Source organism: Sulfurovum sp. TSL1 (assembly GCF_019972135.1).
Classification (GTDB): domain Bacteria; phylum Campylobacterota; class Campylobacteria; order Campylobacterales; family Sulfurovaceae; genus Sulfurovum.
On record NZ_BPFI01000001.1, the window covers coordinates 70,725 to 84,614 of the forward strand.

Annotated in this window: 16 protein-coding genes; 13 read left to right on the forward strand and 3 right to left on the reverse strand. The window is 40.5% G+C overall.

The window, feature by feature from the left end:
* The first annotated feature begins 10 nt into the window (after window positions 1-10).
* The 5 genes from accD (at window position 11) to LDM98_RS00340 (ending at window position 3,295) form a co-directional block, all read left to right on the forward strand.
* The gene (gene accD / locus LDM98_RS00320) at window positions 11-850 is read left to right on the forward strand and encodes an acetyl-CoA carboxylase, carboxyltransferase subunit beta (RefSeq protein WP_223897116.1); all 840 of its coding nucleotides are present in this window, start codon (window positions 11-13) and stop codon (window positions 848-850) included.
* Window positions 851-859: 9 nt separating this feature from the next.
* Window positions 860-1,429: a thiamine phosphate synthase gene (locus LDM98_RS00325; protein ID WP_223897118.1), complete on the forward strand. Its 570-nt coding sequence runs from the start codon at window positions 860-862 to the stop codon at window positions 1,427-1,429.
* Window positions 1,430-1,544: 115 nt separating this feature from the next.
* Window positions 1,545-2,339, forward strand: coding sequence for a hypothetical protein (locus LDM98_RS00330; RefSeq protein WP_223897119.1), 795 nt, complete (start codon window positions 1,545-1,547; stop codon window positions 2,337-2,339).
* A gap of 81 nt (window positions 2,340-2,420) precedes the next feature.
* A complete protein-coding gene (locus LDM98_RS00335) occupies window positions 2,421-3,023 on the forward strand; it encodes a hypothetical protein (RefSeq protein WP_223897122.1) in 603 nt (200 codons plus the stop codon).
* A gap of 50 nt (window positions 3,024-3,073) precedes the next feature.
* Window positions 3,074-3,295, forward strand: coding sequence for a hypothetical protein (locus LDM98_RS00340; RefSeq protein ID WP_223897123.1), 222 nt, complete (start codon window positions 3,074-3,076; stop codon window positions 3,293-3,295).
* Here the strand turns inward: LDM98_RS00340 and LDM98_RS00345 are convergent.
* Entirely contained in the window at window positions 3,290-3,511 is a 222-nt protein-coding gene (locus LDM98_RS00345; protein WP_223897125.1) for a hypothetical protein, read from the reverse strand. The two genes, LDM98_RS00340 and LDM98_RS00345, sit on opposite strands and share 6 nt — an antisense overlap.
* A 372-nt stretch (window positions 3,512-3,883) precedes the next feature.
* Between LDM98_RS00345 and LDM98_RS00350 the strand changes: the two genes are divergently transcribed.
* The 6 genes from LDM98_RS00350 (at window position 3,884) to LDM98_RS00375 (ending at window position 8,120) form a co-directional block, all read left to right on the forward strand.
* Window positions 3,884-4,879 carry an SPFH domain-containing protein gene (locus LDM98_RS00350; RefSeq protein WP_223897127.1) on the forward strand — a complete coding sequence of 332 codons (996 nt, stop codon included), beginning with the start codon at window positions 3,884-3,886 and terminating at the stop codon, window positions 4,877-4,879.
* Window positions 4,880-5,506, forward strand: a complete 627-nt coding sequence (locus LDM98_RS00355; protein WP_223897129.1) for a zf-TFIIB domain-containing protein — start codon at window positions 4,880-4,882, stop codon at window positions 5,504-5,506. It begins immediately after the preceding gene.
* Between the two features lie 174 nt (window positions 5,507-5,680).
* Window positions 5,681-6,031: an MmcQ/YjbR family DNA-binding protein gene (locus LDM98_RS00360; RefSeq protein ID WP_223897130.1), complete on the forward strand. Its 351-nt coding sequence runs from the start codon at window positions 5,681-5,683 to the stop codon at window positions 6,029-6,031.
* A 2-nt stretch (window positions 6,032-6,033) separates the two neighbouring features.
* Window positions 6,034-6,549: a methylated-DNA--[protein]-cysteine S-methyltransferase gene (locus LDM98_RS00365; RefSeq protein ID WP_223897132.1), complete on the forward strand. Its 516-nt coding sequence runs from the start codon at window positions 6,034-6,036 to the stop codon at window positions 6,547-6,549.
* A gap of 27 nt (window positions 6,550-6,576) precedes the next feature.
* The gene (locus tag LDM98_RS00370; RefSeq protein WP_223897133.1) at window positions 6,577-7,182 is read left to right on the forward strand and encodes a bifunctional 2-polyprenyl-6-hydroxyphenol methylase/3-demethylubiquinol 3-O-methyltransferase UbiG; all 606 of its coding nucleotides are present in this window, start codon (window positions 6,577-6,579) and stop codon (window positions 7,180-7,182) included.
* An 8-nt stretch (window positions 7,183-7,190) separates the two neighbouring features.
* Window positions 7,191-8,120 carry an alpha/beta fold hydrolase gene (locus LDM98_RS00375; protein ID WP_223897134.1) on the forward strand — a complete coding sequence of 310 codons (930 nt, stop codon included), beginning with the start codon at window positions 7,191-7,193 and terminating at the stop codon, window positions 8,118-8,120.
* A 65-nt stretch (window positions 8,121-8,185) separates the two neighbouring features.
* Here the strand turns inward: LDM98_RS00375 and hrpB are convergent, their stop codons facing one another.
* On the reverse strand, window positions 8,186-10,675 hold the full coding sequence (hrpB, locus tag LDM98_RS00380; protein ID WP_223897135.1) for an ATP-dependent helicase HrpB: 2,490 nt from the start codon (window positions 10,673-10,675) through the stop codon (window positions 8,186-8,188).
* A 153-nt stretch (window positions 10,676-10,828) separates the two neighbouring features.
* Here hrpB and LDM98_RS00385 point away from each other — a divergent pair, with 153 nt between their 5' ends.
* On the forward strand, window positions 10,829-12,547 hold the full coding sequence (locus LDM98_RS00385) for an AAA family ATPase (RefSeq protein WP_223897136.1): 1,719 nt from the start codon (window positions 10,829-10,831) through the stop codon (window positions 12,545-12,547).
* 3 nt (window positions 12,548-12,550) lie between these two features.
* Window positions 12,551-13,234: a uracil-DNA glycosylase family protein gene (locus tag LDM98_RS00390; RefSeq protein WP_223897137.1), complete on the forward strand. Its 684-nt coding sequence runs from the start codon at window positions 12,551-12,553 to the stop codon at window positions 13,232-13,234.
* 17 nt (window positions 13,235-13,251) lie between these two features.
* Here the strand turns inward: LDM98_RS00390 and LDM98_RS00395 are convergent, their stop codons facing one another.
* Entirely contained in the window at window positions 13,252-13,683 is a 432-nt protein-coding gene (locus LDM98_RS00395) for a co-chaperone YbbN (protein WP_223897138.1), read from the reverse strand.
* Window positions 13,684-13,890 lie beyond the last annotated feature (207 nt).

Consider the following 13,890-nt stretch of genomic DNA (forward strand, 5'->3'; position numbering starts at 1 on the left):
AGGAGTAAGAATGTTTGGAAATATTTTTAAAAAAGCCTCAACAGGATCAACACAAGAGACACTGAACCAGTGGATCAAATGTCCAAAATGTACCTCTTTGATGTATTATAAAGAGGTAGAAGCCAAGCAAAATGTATGTCCTAAATGTAACCATCACTTCCGAATCTCTGCTGAAAAGCGTATAGCCTCTATTGTGGATGAAGGATCTTTTGTAGAATATGACGCTACTTTGGCACCTGTTGACCCCTTAAAGTTCTCAGATAAAAAGACGTACAAAAAACGTATAGAAGAAGCCAAAGCGCAAACGGGTAAAACCTCTTCTGTTATGAGCGGTTCTTGTACGATCGGCGGTCAGCCCGTTGAGATCGCTGTATTCGATTTCTCATTTATGGGCGGTAGTTTAGGTTCAGTTGAAGGTGAAAAGATCGTCCGCGGTATCAACAGAGCGATAGAAAAAGAGTGTGGATTTATCATCGTTTCTGCTTCAGGTGGTGCACGTATGCAAGAGAGTACCTACTCGCTGCTTCAAATGAGTAAAACCTCCGCAGCACTTAACAGACTGCACCAGAAAGGTTTGCCTTTTATCTCTATTTTGACAGACCCTACGATGGGTGGTGTCTCTGCATCTTTTGCTATGCTGGGTGATATCATTATGGCCGAACCGGGTGCGCTTATAGGATTTGCAGGTCAAAGGGTGATCAAACAAACTGTAGGTGTGGATCTTCCTGAAGGTTTCCAGCGTTCAGAATTCCTGCTCGAACACGGACTCATCGATATGATCGTAGATCGTCCTGACATGCATCAAACACTTTCTGACCTGTTCAAACTTTTTAACAAGAGGGCAAGTTAAAATACACGTATGATCTATGCACTGGTTGACAAAGAGACACTTAAGCAAAGGGGTGTCTCTTTACAAATACTTCTTCAACATATCTCTACCTTCCCCAATATACCTATACTGCAATACCGTAATAAATGGGCCACACTGGAAGAAAAAAAAGAAGATATGGAGATCATCCGGGCACACTATAATGGGATACTCATCATCAATGATACCATTGAACTGATCGATTATGCGGACGGCTTACATCTCGGACAAGAAGATCTTCGGGAGTACAGTCATGATCTGAAAGAAGCCGTAAAGCTGGTACGTCAAAAGATAGGGACAAAGATCCTGGGACTCTCAACACATGATAAAGAAGAGATACTGGAGGCAAATACTCTGGACCTTGACTATATAGGTTTAGGGGCCTACAGGGCCACGGCGACGAAAACTGAAGCCAATGTCGGAGGAGAAACACTCCTTGAGGCCGCTACATACTCCAAACATCCGGTGGGTATCATAGGCGGTGTACGTATGGATGATAGCTTTGAGACGCCTATCGTCTATAAAGTAATAGGAAGCGGACTCTACAACGGCTTAAAGTAATGGGCGAGAAATTTTTTTTCAAAGAGATACTTTTGGGTGTGCTTAATGTAAAGAAGAGAGCCTCCTAACCTAGTTAGTGATATAATGCATTAAAAAAAGAAGTGAGAAGTAGACTATGGCAGAAAAAGATGAGAATTATGCATTTCCATGGGGATTTCATTTAGGAGATCTACACAAAGGAAATGAGACTATTCCTTTATATACGCTCAGCAGTGACGGCGGATTTTGCCTCTTGTATGATCATGCCTCTGAAGCAAAAGCTGACAAGCTACTGGAGAGTCTTTGTTTGGAATTGCTCTCTACCATGCCCCATGAGAGTTTAAAGGTCGATCTTTTTGATTTTGGTAGAAAGAAGTTCTATAATCTTTCGCCCTTACAGTATGTTCAGCTCTATAGAACTGCATATGATACTAAGATGATGTCAGCACTTTTTGAGGAGCTTGAAGAGACCGTTATCTCCCGTCATAAAGAGTTACTGTGCTGCAACAGACCTACCATCAATGAACATAATCAAAAATCTAAACTGAAAAAGATGTATCATCTGGTATTGATCAATTTGGAAAACTTCCCTACTGAAGAACTCGAATTAAGAAGAATCAAAAATTTTGTGGAATCAGCTGTCCAGGCGGGTGTCTATATCATTGCATTTGGGAATCAAAAGATAGAAGAGAATGAAAGTCAAACCATACAGACCATTTTGGAGCATTTTAAGAAGCTAAGAGTCACAGAAGGCGAGTTTGACATTACCAAAGAGATCTTTGAATTTGTTGAACTTCTGGAAGATCATGATTTTAAGTCACTGGATCTTGATAAAGGTTCTCTCATGCAGAAAACTCTTACCAATGCAGACATTGAAGGTCTCATCAACCCCGAGAATATCAAACTAGAAGAGAATACAAAAGTCAAATAACAGGTTTCTTTGTGTCGGTTGATAGATACTGATACAAAGAGATAATAGATAAATGAGCTTTAAAACAGGAGTAGCGTAACGATGGGTGATGAAGAGCTTTTAACTATTGAAGATGACAAGAATCGAAAACTGTTTTATCGTTTCACACCTGCAGCTTTAATTTCAAATTTTGTGCCCTTGATCGTTATCCTGGATGAGGAAACAACACACTTTGAACACAAGATGTGGAATGTACTCACACCCCTGGGGCATTTCGGATCTGAAAACAAAGATCTCCTACAAACGCTTATAGAGCAAATCGCCGAAGAGTATGAATGTGAAGACCATATCTATCTATATGGAAGGGGAATGGACGGCTATGGGGCTATTTTGCACGGTATTTTATGCGGGGCCAATGCGGTCTATGCACATGCACCTCGCATAAGACTAGAAGAGACAAAGGGTGCAGATACACTCTCTCAAGAAAATGATCTAACCAATTTTTTAAATGCTACCGATACGTTTCCTGTTTTTTACCTGCGTGAGGATGAAAATGATCCGGAAGATGAAACAGCATATTTTGCAGATGCCTGTAAAAAACATGGGATCAAAGTGTATCTGGACTTTTGTCCAAAGTCAGAAGATGAAACACAGGTCATCAAAGAGGTTTTAGGTTTCTTTGAACGGATGGCTTCTGAAGGATAATGAGGACTCTTAATGAATAATGATGTAGACTTCTACAAAAAAGGATCTTTATGGATATGAGTATGCACATGGAACCGATCAATCTAGTGAAGTCATTGAACGGTACCTATAAACAGGCTGATAAAGAGATGGTCGTAGAGCTACTTAACGCCTATAAGGAAAAGAATAACTGTAGCTATAAACATGCATACGATATGATGGTTGAGGGAAATCCATCCTACTCTGCATACACCGCATGGAGACGTAAGTTAGCATCCGGCCAAGCCCTATAAACATGTCTTGACGATCTTCTCTCCAAGGCTGTTCGCCGCTTGGTGCATCTCCCACCAGTATGCAAGCTCACGTGCCTCATTTGACTCTTTGTTGTTCATTATTTTCTCGAAAGTGTCACTATCTAAACCTTCGATCTCTGCAGACAACTGTGCCACACAGTCAACAAGAAAGTCATAATCATACGAGTTTGCACACTCTTGTACCTCTTCTGGCACCTTTTTCCCTTGTGATACGAGTAGATAAACATATAGCTGACAGTTCCTGCGCAATCGTAGTTCTTTGTTAGAGGGATTCATGATCTGCTATCCTTTTTAAACATTTAAATGATCTATTTTTTGTTACTTTACCCTAGTAATGTTAAAGTTGCTTGAAGAGATTTGAAAACAGTTATTTTTTGATGATCAAGAAGAGTTCTTGAAATTCTCTTTATTACTTTAAAACCTTATGAAGTTATATATTTTATGAGGTTTCTAAACTATATGTATCTTTCAGCCTATTTCTTCTATACATTGATATAATTTGACTAAAACACTCAAATTAAATTTTTTCGTTAGAATAAAAAAACAAATATACAAGTAGGAGTAATAATGCCATTTTTTGACCCTTTAGAAAGACAGCTACGCTCAGTGATCCAATGGGATACAGATCATGAAGATGCATTGTTTTATAGGTGGAGCAGTAATGGTGATGAGATAAAGAATGCATCAAAGCTTATCGTAGGCCCCACACAAGGATGTATTCTTGTCTATGAAGGAAAGATCAGAGCTGTATTTGACAAAGAAGGGCTCTTTAATATCAAAACAGACAATATTCCCTTTATTACAACGCTTAAAAAAGTCATGCAATTCTTTGAGAGTGAGCATAAAGCAGAATTTTACTTCTATAAAAAAAATATCATTACTGATCAGAAATGGGGAACTGTAGCACCTGTTAAATACATCGATCCTGTTTATGACTTCCCTGTAGAGCTTATTGCTTTTGGTAATTACAGTATGCAGATCAAAGATCCTAGAAGTTTCTTTGTCTCTATTGTAGGAGAGCAGGAATACTTCGGCATAGAGGATCTCAGAAAGATCATCAATGCCAGAATCGTTCATCCAATGAGTGATACCTTTGCTGAATCAAAAGTGTCATATAATCATATAGATGAACAAAGAGAAGAGTTGGGTGATGCACTTAGAGAAAAATTGGATAAAGAGTTCGATAAGCTGGGTTTTCATCTTTCAGACTTCAGGATTGAGGGAACTGAATTTGATGAAAATACCAGAGATAGAGTCGGAAAGATAGCAGATACAAAAGCAACGCATTTTGCTGCAAAATCAGTGGGTGTAAGTTATCAGGATATGAGAAAACTGGATTCCCTTGAAGCAGCTTCAAAGAATGAAGGCGGGGCTGCAGGTGTATTTCTCGGAGCTGGTGCAGGTGAGGCATTGTCTCCAGAACTTAGAAAACCTTTTCAGGAATCTGAAGCAAAGCAGTCAGTAACCCAAAGACTTCAGCATCTAAAAGAGATCTTTGATAATGAGCTTATCACAGAAGAGGAGTATACAAAGAAGAAACAGTCTCTTTTGGATGAAGTATAGATGAAATGTAAATTTTGTTCAGCCCCATTACCTAAAAAAGGTCCTATCTGTGATTATTGTGGTCAACGAAACCCTCTAAACCTAAGAGCCCTTTCAAAAGTTGATATTGAAGATAAGAGTGAAGATCATAATTGTCCAGTTTGTGATGTTGCCTTTGACAATATTAATATAGGAAAAAGAGAGAGAATCGTTGTCAAAAGATGTAATGACTGTGATGGTGTATTCATTACTGAGGATATTCTAGAACACCTTATCAAAAGAGAAGCAATCTTGAGAGTTGAAGTGGATCACAGAGTCCTTCGTTTTGTACAGGATAATCCCAGACAGAAACAAGAATCGGTCATCAGATACAAACGGTGTCCTGTCTGCGAGAATATGATGCAGAGGATCAACTACAGGTCTGTGAGTGGTGTGATAGTTGATAGATGCCTTAGACATGGAGTTTGGCTTGATGGAGGCGAACTTAAGCAGCTTTTTGAGTGGAAAAAAGCAGGAGGATCTTCAAAAAAAAGTGAAGTTTCGAGAAATAATCAATCATCCAATAGGGGATATATTTATGAAGAATCTAGAATATCTTCATATTTTGATCCATTAGGTGATTTTTTTAATTGGTTACAAGGCGGGTAAATTTCTGTAGATACTATTGTCTTACAACCTTATAAAATGTGCCATAGAGGAGATTTTATAATGAAAACTGTTAAAATAAAAATCCTAACTCTATAGTATTGATAAAGTAATAATCTACTACAAGCTATGGTATCATTTATAAAGAGAAGACATTTACATTGAGGTAAAGTGACGATGAACTTTGAACAATTAGATACTTACTTACGATCAAAACAGGGTGTGACCTTTGATTACCCTTTTGATGAAAAAGTACGGGTGTATCGCATCGCTGACAAAATGTTTGCTTTAACTTCAGAAGAGAAACCTGTCTCGGTGAATCTCAAATGTGATCCGATCTATGCGTTGGAGCTTCGTTCACTCTATGAAGGTATCATCGCGGGTTACCATATGAATAAAAAGCATTGGAACACCGTGACGGTGGAGGATTCCGATGTCGATGATGAAACAGTGAAAGAACTGATAGACCACTCCTATGAGCTGGTGTATGAGAAATTGACCAAAAAACAAAAAGCTTTACTGGGGTAAAGATGAATACGATCAGCATACAATACTTTCAGACACCTGCGGGAGAAATGATCTTAGGGGCCTATGACAATAAACTCTGTATGGCTGACTGGCGATACAGAAAGGGCAGGGAGACTATAGATAAAAGGCTGCAAAAGGGCCTTGATGCCATGTTTGTCGAAGAGGAGAGTGAGGTGCTGGATTTGGCCAAAGAGGAGCTCGAAGCCTATTTTAAAGGCTTACGTCAAACATTTGATATTCCTTTGCTGTTGGTCGGTACAGCGTTTCAAAAGGCTGTCTGGCAGGAACTGCTTCAGATTCCTTTTGGCACCACTGTATTTTATAAGGAACTGTCTCAAAATATGGGCAAAACGACGGCAGTAAGAGCTGTAGCTTCCGCAGTAGGTGCCAATGCGCTCTCTTTTTTCATACCTTGTCATCGTGTTATCGGGTCTGATGCTACTTTGAGAGGTTATGCCGGTGGTTTGGAAGCAAAGAAAAAGCTATTGGGACATGAACAAAATATCTTTACGATATAATCATTTTATAGTTTAAAGTAGGTAAACATGGAAAAGAAAAACTTTTTTGAATCTGTCTATGAGAATGTAGACCATGATGATCTCTCGTCCATCCCCTGGGCGACACTTGCACCCAACGTCTATTTGGAAAAACACTTAACTCTGCAAGGGCCTGTTTCAGGTAAAAAAGCTCTGGTGATCGGCTGCGGTTTAGGCGATGATGCACTGATCCTGGAAAAGCATGGCTATGAAGTAGAAGCCTTGGATATCTCTCCCTCAGCAATAGACCTGGCGAAGAAGAGACATCCTGAAAGCAAGGTCGATTTTCATGTAGGCGATATCTATAATATGCCTGAATCTTCTGTCGGTAAATATGATTTTGTCTATGAAGGGTTGACCATTCAGTCTTTACCTCCTTCAGACAGAGAAAAATTGGTGGGTATCATCGTTTCGCTTGTGGCCAAAGAGGGAGAATTGTTCGTCTATGCACATGCACAGGATGATACAGATAATTATGGCGGACCGCCATGGCCATTGTATGCAGATGAATTTACGCTTTTTGAAAAAGAAGGGATGGAACAGGTCTATCTTGATAAAGAAACAGAAAGTAAACCCGTAGCACCCTATAAATGTTGTGCACTTTACAGAAAATAGGATAGCGTATGTCGATCCAAAAGATCATTCTCATTCTCTTAATTGCAGTGTTGAGTTTGACCACCGACAGTGCAACAAAACTCTATGATATGGTGATGCATTATGAACGTTATACTGCAGGGTTAGAGAAAAAATGTATCACTTTGGATTTTGGAAAGATGGTCTACCTTGAAAATCATGTCAAAAGTGATGAAACACTGCTGTTTGTTCACGGTTTTGGCGGGAACAAGGATACTTGGAACAGACTGATCGAAGCATTGGATGAGAAGTATCATGTCATAGTGGTCGACCTTCCCGGACATGGGGAGAGTATTTCAGAAAAGACGTTGGGATATACGATGTCGGAGCAGGCAGAAAGATTATACAAATTTGTAGAAGCTAAGGATCTGAAAGGCTTTTATCTCTTTGGACACTCTATGGGAGGGGCCATTGCATTACGCTATACGGGTAGTCACGAAGAAACGCTAAAGGCGCTCATCCTCATAGATGCTATGGGTCTTGAAAAAACAAAAAGTGATGGTGTGAAACTTGTAGAAAGATCCGATAAAAATCCACTTTATGATGTCTGTACGGAAGAGAGACTGGAAACACTTTTACGCTACTCTTTGTACAAGCCTCCCTATATTCCGGATATCATTAAAGAGGCACTGCTTCAAGAGAAGTGTCAAAGACGTGATCTGGAAAAAATACTCTATGAAGATATGTATAAAGATGTCTGCTGTTTCAATGATCTTGCAAAAAGGATCCATATCCCAACCCTTATACTATGGGGAGAGAAAGACAGGATGACACACATAGACAATGCAACCTTGTTTCATGACACCATTAAGAACAGTCAGTTGGTCACATTTAAAGAGATAGGACACGTACCGATACTTGAAGACCCTGAAAGAACGGCTGATGCGGTTGAGAGCTTCATTCAAGAAATGAAGAAGTAGTCAGGGGAAAAAGGGTGCGATAATTTTATCAAAAAGATAATACATCCTTCCTAAGAGGTAACTCTCTACATGTGTTTCTTAGTCTTAGAAGTAGCTATAGCAGTAAGTGGATCGTCTGGCCAGTAGTGTTTTTTGTATTTGCCTCTTAATTCTTTTTTTACTTCTTCGTAAGTGTTTTTCCAAAAGTTCTCCAGGTCTTGTGTGACTTGCATGGGGCGTGAGGCCGGAGAGAGCAGGTGGATCATCAGTTTAACTTTCCCACCCAGTACAGTAGGTGTGCTTTGGGTTCCAAACATTTCTTGGAGTCGTACCGCTAAGACGGGTTGTGCTATGTTAGTGTAATCTATGGCAATGTTTGAACCACTGGCTACTTTTAACTTAGTAGGTGCCAGAGTGTCCAAAAGTTGCGTCTGTTCAAAACTCATTTGGCCCAAAAGTATGTTGTAAAAGTCTAAATTTTGACATGCCCTGAGTGTAGTGATACCTGAGAGGTAAGGGGCTAACCATTTATCCATATTTGCTAAAAGATGTTCGTCTGAAAAGTCTGGAAATTCCATTTGGTGTGCATTGACAAAGTTTACTCTTTGTCTAAGCAGGAGGGCTTCTTTGCTCCAGTTTAGAGCATTTAATCCCAACGCTTCCAAGGCTTCAAGCAGTACATCCAGTATTTCTTCGTTTGAGGTGTTCATGCGTTGTGTTTCGCGTAAAAGTATGGCACCTAAACGATGCACTCTACGCACTTCAACTCTTTGCTGTTCCTCGTTCCAATCGACCTCGTCACTTTGTTGTATCTGTACTTGAAGATGTGCTTCTATTTGTGTTTGTGTGAGCTCTATGGCTTTATAGATGGTGGCATCTTTACTGCGGGCATCCAAATCAGATATCACTAAAAAACGTGCATGAAAAAGTGCATCACTTTTATGCAATGATGCACCTTTTGCATTAGAGAGCAGGTAGCTGTGGTTTTTTTCATAACGTTGTTTTGCTATGCGATCAGGGTAGGCAAAGGCCATGAGTATGCCAAGCATCTCTAGATCTATGGTTTCTTTTTGTACTTTTTCTATGCGTTTGGCATTGGCAAGTAGGTACTGGCATTGTTTGAGGTTGATACATTGCGTATCTACAGCTACTTTTTGCGCAACATCATGCAGTACAGAGACACGTTCACGCATGTCTGATGAACCAAAAGCATTACGGTAGATGTCTTTTTCTGAAACCAAAACTGCTAACAGGGAGGCTTCATACGCAAGGCCCAGTGTTTGAGCCTTCAGCATCATGTGTGCCAGTCTTGGATGGAGTCCATAACGACTCATCGCTATACCATGCGGCGTAATCTCTCCTTTTTCATCCAGTGCACCTAGCTGTTGCAGAAGCTTCTTGGCATGGTTTACAGCAGAGCTCGGAGGGTTGTCCATCCATGAAAGCGCATCTATCTCATCATTTCCCCAACGTGCCAGCTCTAAAACCATTTGGCTAAGGTCAGCCAAGAGTATCTCAGGGACATCGTGTTTTAAAAGTATCTTGGACTTGTGCCAAAGATGATAGGCTTTTCCTTCAGACAAACGCCCCGCGCGTCCTGCTCTTTGGGTGGCAGAATCTTGGGAGATAAAGTGACTTTCAAGTTTGTTCATCCCCGAAAACGGGTTGAAGATGGAGACATTTTGAAGCCCGGAGTCCACCACTACGGTAATGCCTTCTATGGTCAAAGAGGTTTGAGCAATGTTGGTACTAAGTACCACCTTTCTGAAGCCTTTAGGTGGTGCATTTATGGCTCTGTCCTGTGCTTCTTTACTAAGGTTACCATAGAGTGTTGAGACAAAAACATCTTTGGGTTTGGTTGTGTTTAGAAGCTTTTCTACAGCTTTTATCTCTCTTACACCTGCTAAAAAAACGAGTATATTCCCTTCTTCTTTTTGTAATATACTGTGTAGAAGCGAATGTACGAAAGAGGGTAGCTCTTTTTTGTTTGGTTGAGGTGTATGGGTCGGTAGATAGATGCTATCTACAGGAAAAGAACGTCCCTCACTTTGTACAATGGGGGCGTGATCCATGAGTTCTGAAATGGCAGAAGTATTCAGTGTTGCAGACATGATGAGTATCTTCAGGTCTTCTCGTAGTATGGACTGAGACTCAAGTGCTAAAGCCAAAGACAAGTCCGCATGTAAAGAACGTTCATGAAACTCATCGAAGATGATGAGAGCCACATCTTCCAAGCTGGGGTCATGTTGTAGTTTACGGGTTAATATACCCTCTGTAATGATGAGTATCTGTGTCTCTTGACTCTGTACAGATTCCATCTTTATCTGATAGCCGATGCGTTGACCTACTTTTTCACCTAGAAGTTCAGCCATACGGGCAGCAGAAGATCGCACTGCCAAACGACGAGGCTCCAACATAATGATCTTCTTACCCTTTAGCCAAGGTTCCTCTAACAGTGCTAAAGGAAGTGCCGTTGTTTTCCCTGCACCTGGTGGTGCCTGGAGTACTAAACGGTTGTTGTTTAGAAGTTTCTCTTTAACCTCGGGTATGACTTGGGTGATGGGTAGGGTTTTCATGTCAGGATTATACCTTAACCCGGGTTATGCAATAGATATACATTATTGCATCGAGGGTATTTATGAGAAAATCACTGATAGCCGGGGTATGAGTGTAGTGACATTTTCATAAGATGCTCTTGGATATTTGCACCCATGAGCTATAATACTTTTATGAAACAAAAAACAGCACTAGAGATACTAAAATCAGGCAAAAATGTATTTATCACCGGTTCAGCGGGGACAGGGAAGACCTATCTTCTTAATCTCTATACACAGTACTTAAAAGAGCGCAGGGTTTACCCCACCATTGTCGCACCCACTGGTATAGCAGCATCGCATTTGGGTGGTCAGACGATACATTCATTTTTCGCTTTGGGTATACGTGACAGTATAGATGAGGGGTATGTAGATTTTTTGTTGGAGAAAAAGTACCTCAAAACACGTTTTTCTAAACTCAAACTTCTTATCATTGATGAAGTTTCTATGATCTCACCAGAGATATTTTCTTCTATGGATCTGATACTGCGTGGTTTCAAGGGTACAGATGCTCCTTTTGGTGGGGTACAAGTAGTGATCTCTGGGGACTTTTTTCAGTTACCGCCTGTCTCAAAAGTACCTAAAGAGAAGCGTTTTGCATGGCAGTCTCCTGCATGGAAAGCACTCGACCTACATACCTGTTACCTGGAAGAAAAGTTTAGACAAGATGATGACAGACTCATCGGCATACTTGATGACATACGTTCCGGTGAAATCTCCGCCTCATCGGAAGCACTACTGGCAAGCAGACATGAAAAAGAACTGAGCACTGCTACACCTACCAAACTCTACACCCATAATGTAGATGTAGATCGTATAAATAAAGAGGAACTAGAGAAGCTGGAGGGTGAGCCTAAACTGTTTGTATGTGATCATAAAGGAAGTGAAAAGAACATAGAGAAGATCTTTAAATCCTCTTTGGTTTTAGAAGAGTTGGCGCTTAAAAAGGGTGCGGTTGTCATCTTCATAAAAAACAATGCAGAAGAGGGCTATGTCAATGGTACCACCGGAACAGTGCAAAGCTTCAGCCCCATAGATAACATGCCCATTGTACGAACGACAGAAGGGAAGAAAATTAAGTTGGAGCCAGAAGACTGGTCACTTGAGAACGATAGTGGCAAGATCACAGCGACTGTCTCACAAGTACCTTTGCGTTTGGCATGGGCCATCACCATCCATAAGTCACAAGGTATGACACTTGATGCTGCGGAGATAGACTTGAGTAAAACATTTGAGACAGGACAGGGGTATGTGGCACTTTCACGGATCAAGAACATCGAAGGTTTACGGCTTATGGGCTTAAACCCTATGGCCTTGCGGGTAGACCCTCTCATTTTGCATATAGATGAGCGCATTAAAATGGCATCGAAGAAGGCCAGTGATAGCATAGAAGCATTGACAAGAGAGAGCTTGGAAAACCTTTTTGAAAGTCATATCTCAAAGCTTGGCGGCATGGTAAGTAAAGAAAAGATAGACGAAGAGATACAAAACATCAAAGAGGGTAAACCCTCACACTCAGCCTATGTCACACCTACATATATGAAGACAAAACATCTCATAGCAAAGTCAGATACGCTCATAAAACTGGCACAAAATAGAGGTTTGGGTAAAAGTACCATCGTGCAGCATCTCGCACGTATAAAAGAAGAAACCCCTGAGATAGATCTGGACAAATACAAACCTAAAGATGGCATCTTTGAACGTGTAGATGATGCAGTGTTAAAGCTAAAAACGAAGCACTTAAAAGAGAACTTTTCAGAAGATGGCAAGCTGCGTTTAAAGCCACTATTTGAAGCACTAGATGGCGATGTGAATTATGATGACTTACGGGTTTGCATGTTGTTCTTGGCATAAATGATGACTTTTTCCAAACAGATACTGGACTTTTACTTCACGATGCGAAATGATATGCCTTTGCCTAATGGGGTAGAGACCATCTACCCGTTTGACAATGTAGAAACAAAAAGAGTGATGGAAACATTTTTTAACAAATACTATGATGATACTAGACCCCGCACCTATCTTGTCGGCATAAATCCCGGCAGACTTGGTTCTGGAATTACAGGCATTGGGTTTGCAGATGCGTACCATTTGGATAACTACTGTGACATAGCCAGCAGCTTTGACAAGCGTGTAGAGATATCTGCAGCGTTTATGTTCGAAGTGATTGAAGCATATGGCGGGGTAGAGAAATTCTATAAAGATTTTTTCTTTACAACGGTTATGCCCTTAGGACTTCTGAAAAATGACAAAAATTATAACTACTATGATGACCTACAAACACAAACGGCCTTAGAACCTTTTATAGAAGAGACCTTACTGAAGCAGCTCTCATTCCCTCAGGCAAAACCAAACATCATCTGTGTAGGACAAGGGAAAAATCTCAAATACCTCAAAGCCTTTAACGACAAGCATCACTGTTTTAACAGCATAGAAGTTGTGCCTCATCCTCGTTGGGTGATGCAGTATAGACGTAAGGAGAAACAGAAGTATATAGATACTTATTTAGAGGCTTTCGAGAGCATGATGAAAATGGGTTAATAGTGCCTAATGACCATTTAGATGAGGCTCTCAGCCCACAAACTGAGCTCAACTCTGGAAAGTTGGCTGCTTATACGGTTGACTTCCTGGCCTTTTTTAAAGGCGATGATGGTAGGAAGCGCACTCACTCCATACTCTTTGGCGACCTTCTGGTATGTATCGGCATTTATTTTGAGAAATCTCACTTTTAATCCAAAACCCAGAGCCGCATCTTCATAATCATCATACATTGCCATACAAGGGCCACAAGTGGATGAATAAAAATCAACTAGCACTGCTATGTCATTTTCAATGATATGGGTCGTACAGCTCTCATCAGTTACTTCAACCGGAAAGGGGTCATCTAGATCTACTTGACATTCTGAACAGGGAATTGACTCATTCCTAACTTCACTTTTAACGGTGTTGACACTGTTGCACTCAGGGCATACGATTTTGAGAGTTTCCATGATTGACCTTTGGATAAAATATGTAGGAAGTATACACTTTTCTTAGCAAAATCAGGGTCAGGTAACGAAAACCTACATTTAAATGTGATTATACATCTTGATTAAACCCTGTTGCAGCTTCTTTTTGCTGTTCTTGCCTAGTAGTGATGATAATAAGAAAATGATGTTATCATTCCGTAAGTTAAGGTGCTGCAAAATAGGGAGTCT

What these genes read in the sequence shown, in the direction of transcription:
- LDM98_RS00360 (WP_223897130.1), top strand. Translation starts at nt 5,681, where the DNA reads ATGAACTTTGAACAATTAGATACTTACTTACGATCAAAACAGGGTGTG.
- LDM98_RS00340 (WP_223897123.1), top strand. Translation starts at nt 3,074, where the DNA reads ATGGATATGAGTATGCACATGGAACCGATCAATCTAGTGAAGTCATTG.
- LDM98_RS00325 (WP_223897118.1), top strand. Translation starts at nt 860, where the DNA reads ATGATCTATGCACTGGTTGACAAAGAGACACTTAAGCAAAGGGGTGTC.
- LDM98_RS00350 (WP_223897127.1), top strand. Translation starts at nt 3,884, where the DNA reads ATGCCATTTTTTGACCCTTTAGAAAGACAGCTACGCTCAGTGATCCAA.
- LDM98_RS00390 (WP_223897137.1), top strand. Translation starts at nt 12,551, where the DNA reads ATGACTTTTTCCAAACAGATACTGGACTTTTACTTCACGATGCGAAAT.
- LDM98_RS00375 (WP_223897134.1), top strand. Translation starts at nt 7,191, where the DNA reads ATGTCGATCCAAAAGATCATTCTCATTCTCTTAATTGCAGTGTTGAGT.
- LDM98_RS00335 (WP_223897122.1), top strand. Translation starts at nt 2,421, where the DNA reads ATGGGTGATGAAGAGCTTTTAACTATTGAAGATGACAAGAATCGAAAA.
- LDM98_RS00355 (WP_223897129.1), top strand. Translation starts at nt 4,880, where the DNA reads ATGAAATGTAAATTTTGTTCAGCCCCATTACCTAAAAAAGGTCCTATC.
- accD (WP_223897116.1), top strand. Translation starts at nt 11, where the DNA reads ATGTTTGGAAATATTTTTAAAAAAGCCTCAACAGGATCAACACAAGAG.
- LDM98_RS00395 (WP_223897138.1), bottom strand. Translation starts at nt 13,683, where the DNA reads ATGGAAACTCTCAAAATCGTATGCCCTGAGTGCAACAGTGTCAACACC.
- hrpB (WP_223897135.1), bottom strand. Translation starts at nt 10,675, where the DNA reads ATGAAAACCCTACCCATCACCCAAGTCATACCCGAGGTTAAAGAGAAA.
- LDM98_RS00385 (WP_223897136.1), top strand. Translation starts at nt 10,829, where the DNA reads ATGAAACAAAAAACAGCACTAGAGATACTAAAATCAGGCAAAAATGTA.
- LDM98_RS00370 (WP_223897133.1), top strand. Translation starts at nt 6,577, where the DNA reads ATGGAAAAGAAAAACTTTTTTGAATCTGTCTATGAGAATGTAGACCAT.
- LDM98_RS00330 (WP_223897119.1), top strand. Translation starts at nt 1,545, where the DNA reads ATGGCAGAAAAAGATGAGAATTATGCATTTCCATGGGGATTTCATTTA.
- LDM98_RS00365 (WP_223897132.1), top strand. Translation starts at nt 6,034, where the DNA reads ATGAATACGATCAGCATACAATACTTTCAGACACCTGCGGGAGAAATG.